Origin of the sequence: Rhodobaculum claviforme, from assembly GCF_016653255.1 — a bacterium.
Taxonomy (GTDB): Bacteria; Pseudomonadota; Alphaproteobacteria; order Rhodobacterales; family Rhodobacteraceae; genus Rhodobaculum; species Rhodobaculum claviforme.
The window spans coordinates 1-3,467 of the sequence record NZ_NHSD01000048.1; the positions used below are offsets into that span (position 1 = coordinate 1).

3 protein-coding genes are annotated in these 3,467 nt (G+C 74.3%); 2 read left to right on the forward strand and 1 reads right to left on the reverse strand.

Annotation, left to right across the window (positions count from 1 at the left end; translation table 11 throughout):
• Both CCR87_RS00705 and CCR87_RS00710 read left to right on the forward strand, forming a co-directional pair.
• On the forward strand, positions 1–397 hold a 397-nt coding region (locus CCR87_RS00705), incomplete at its 5' end, for a hypothetical protein (protein WP_201155413.1).
• 61 nt (positions 398–458) lie between these two features.
• Positions 459–1,829: a glutamate--cysteine ligase gene (locus CCR87_RS00710; protein WP_201155414.1), complete on the forward strand. Its 1,371-nt coding sequence runs from the start codon at positions 459–461 to the stop codon at positions 1,827–1,829.
• 309 nt (positions 1,830–2,138) lie between these two features.
• Here the strand turns inward: CCR87_RS00710 and CCR87_RS00715 are convergent, their stop codons facing one another.
• A complete protein-coding gene (locus CCR87_RS00715; protein ID WP_201155415.1) occupies positions 2,139–3,422 on the reverse strand; it encodes a DUF4147 domain-containing protein in 1,284 nt (427 codons plus the stop codon).
• Positions 3,423–3,467: the final 45 nt, after the last annotated feature.

Genomic DNA, 3,467 nt, shown 5'->3' on the forward strand with positions numbered 1-3,467 from the left:
GGTGGCGGGCCTTGGCCTTGGCCTCGGGCTGGCGGGCTGGCGGCGGCTGCGGTTCCGCCCCGCGGGCCAGGCCCCGGGCCTCGTGCGGATGGTGGAGGGGCAGGTCGCCTATTTCGGCCCCGAGACCGGCGGCTTTGCCGCGCTGACCGAGATCGAGGCGCTGCAGCTGATCCCCCGCCCGCCCCACGGCGCCGTCTGGGTGCTGGTCCAGCCCGACACCCGGCTGGAGATCCCCGTCGCCGCCGAGGGTGCCGAGCGGCTCTTTGATTTCTTCGGCGCCCTGCCGGGGATCGACATGGCCGCCGTCACCGCCGCCGCCCGCGACCCCGGCCCGGTGCCCCGCATCCTCTGGAGCCGCCGCGCCAGCCCCCGGTTGCCCGGCGCCGCCGCACCTTGACACCCCGCGCCCCGCGCGCCAGTTGGAACCCCCGGCCAAGGGCCCTGAGCGGAGGCGTCGCATGTCCATTCCCCAGTCGGGCGGCGGCCCGATCGAGCATCCCGGCCAGCTTGCCGAATACCTCGCCCAAGGTTGCAAGCCCGCCGAGGACTGGCGCATCGGCACCGAGCACGAGAAATTCGGCTACGACCCCGAGACGCTCCTGCCGCTGCCGTACGAGGGGCCGCGCTCCATCCGCGCCATGCTGGAGGGGCTGCGCGATCGTTTCGGCTGGGCCGAGGTGCGCGAGGGCGACCACCTGATCGGGCTGGTCAAGGACGGCGCCAACGTCAGCCTGGAACCCGGCGGCCAGCTGGAGCTGTCGGGCGCGCCGCTGGAGAACATCCACCAGACCTGCGACGAGGTGAACGAGCACCTGCGCGAGGTCCGCGAGGTCGCGGACGCCATCGGCGCGGCCTTCATCGGGCTGGGCGCGGCGCCGATCTGGACGCATGACCAGATGCCGATGATGCCCAAGGGGCGCTACCGGCTGATGACCGACTACATGCAGACGGTGGGCACCCACGGGCTGCAGATGATGTACCGCACCTGCACGGTGCAGGTGAACCTCGACTTCGGGTCCGAGGCCGACATGGTGCAGAAGCTGCGCGTGGCGCTGGCGCTGCAACCCGTCGCCACCGCGCTGTTTGCCAACTCGCCGTTCTTCGAAGGGGCGCCCAACGGGCACCGCAGCTGGCGCGCGCGGGTGTGGCGCGATCTGGACGCGGATCGCACCGGCATGCTGCCCTTCGTGTTCGAGGACGGTTTCGGGTTCGAGCGCTACGTCGATTACGCCCTCGATGTGCCAATGTACTTCGTCTACCGCGACGGGCGCTACATCGACGCGCTGGGGCAGTCGTTCCGCGACTTCCTCAAGGGCCGCCTGCCCGCCCTGCCAGGCGAGGTGCCGACGCTGTCGGACTGGGCCGACCACCTGACGACCATCTTCCCCGAGGCCCGCATCAAGCGCTATCTGGAAATGCGCGGCGCCGACGGCGGCCCATGGCGGCGGCTGTGCGCGCTGCCCGCGCTGTGGGTTGGCCTGATCTATGACCAGGGCGCGCTCGATGCCGCGTGGGACCTGTGCAAGAACTGGGACGCCGCCACCCGCGAGGGCCTGCGCGTCGCCGCCTCCGAGGCCGGACTGGCCGGTGAGGCCGGGGGCGTGCGCCTGCACGACCTCGCGCGCGAGGTCGTCGCGATCTCCGAGGCCGGGCTGCGCGCCCGCGCCCGCCCCGGCGCCGGCGGCCTGCTGCCCGACGAAACGCATTTCCTCAACGCCCTGAAGGAGACGCTGGAGACCGGCCAGACCCCGGCCGACGAGCTTCTGGCGCGCTACCACGGCGACTGGAACGGCGATCTGAGCCGAATCTACCGCGATTACAGCTACTGATCGGGCGCACGGCGCCAGCCCGCTGCCCGCCCCCGGAGCGACCATCACGCCGCGCCTCCGGCACCGGGGCCCCAACGCCGGGATCTCACCCGCAGGGGGACGACCCTTGCCCCCCCGGGTGCCAGGCCCCGGTCACTCGCGTTCTCGGGATCCCAGCGGCCGGACATGGTGCGGGGCGCGGCACAGGCGACCGGCAGCGGTCCGGGCAGGCCCGGCGCGCAGGGGGGCGCGGGCAATGACGGAGGGGCCTCGGCCCGCCGACCCTCAACCCGCCAACGCTCAGCCAGTCGGGCCTCAACCAGTCGACCCTCAACCAGTCGCGCCTGAACCCGTCGTGCCCCAGCCCGGGCCGGCCAGCAGGATCGCCCGGAAATCGTTGACGTTCGTCAGCGTCGGTCCGGTGATCACCTGATCGCCCAGCGCGGCGAAAAACCCGTGGCTGTCGTTGCCCGCCAGCGCCGCCGCAGGGTCACGGTCCAGCGCGCGGGCGCGCGCCAGCGTGTCGGGGCCGATCACCGCGCCCGCGACCTCGGCCGCGCCATCCACCCCGTCGGTGTCGCAGGCGATGGCGTGCACGCCCGCCGCCCCCTCCAACGCCAATGCGAGCGCCAGCGCGTATTCCGCGTTCGGTCCGCCCACACCATCGCCCCGGCGCGTCACCGTCAGTTCCCCGCCCGAGAGGATCACATGCCCCGTCGCGCCCGAGGCCAGCCGGTCACGCACCAGTTCCGCATGGGCGCGCGCGACCTCCAGCGCCTCACCCTCCAGCGCGTCGCCCAGAATTTCCACCGTGCAGCCCGCCGCGCGGGCGACCTCGGCGGCGGCCTCCAGCGACCGGGCCGGGGCGGCGATCACCCGCGTCTCGCAGCGCGCCAGCCGGGGATCGCCGGGCGCGATCACCCCCGACGGCGCCGCCAGCGCCCGCGCGACCGAAGGCGGCGGCACCACCCCCCACCGGCGCAGGATCGCGGCAGCCCCCTCCGGCGTGCCCGCCTCGGCCACCGTGGGGCCCGAGCCGATGTCGCCGGGCCGGTCCCCCGGCACGTCCGAAATCGCCAGCGCCAGCACCCGCGCGGGATGCGCGGCGGCGGCCAGCCGCCCGCCCTTGACCGCGCTCAGATGCTTGCGCACCGCGTTCATCTCTCCGATCGGCGCGCCCGAGGCGAGGAGGTCCCGCGTCACCGCCCGCTTTTCCTCCAGGCTCACCCCCGCCACCGGCGCCACCAGCAGCGAGGACGCCCCCCCCGAGATCAGCACCAGAACAAGATCGTCCGCGCCCGCACCGCCCAGCAACCGCAGCATCCGACCGGTGGCGGCGACCCCGCGCGCGTCGGGCACGGGATGGGCGGCCTCCACGATCTCGATGCCCGCACAGGGGCGCGCATGGCCGTCGCGGGTGATCACCAACCCCTCGCAGGGGCCCCAGGCGGCCTCCACCGCCTCGGCCATCCGCGCCGAGGCCTTGCCCGCCCCCACCACCAGAACCCGCCCGGCCGGGCGCGGCGGCAGCGCACCGGGGATCACACAGATCGGATCGGCCTCGGCGACGGCACGGTCGAACAGGGCGCGCAGCAGGACGCCCGGACCGCTCACACCCCGCCTCCCGCCCGGAGAGAGGACAGGCGGCCCCACCCGGCG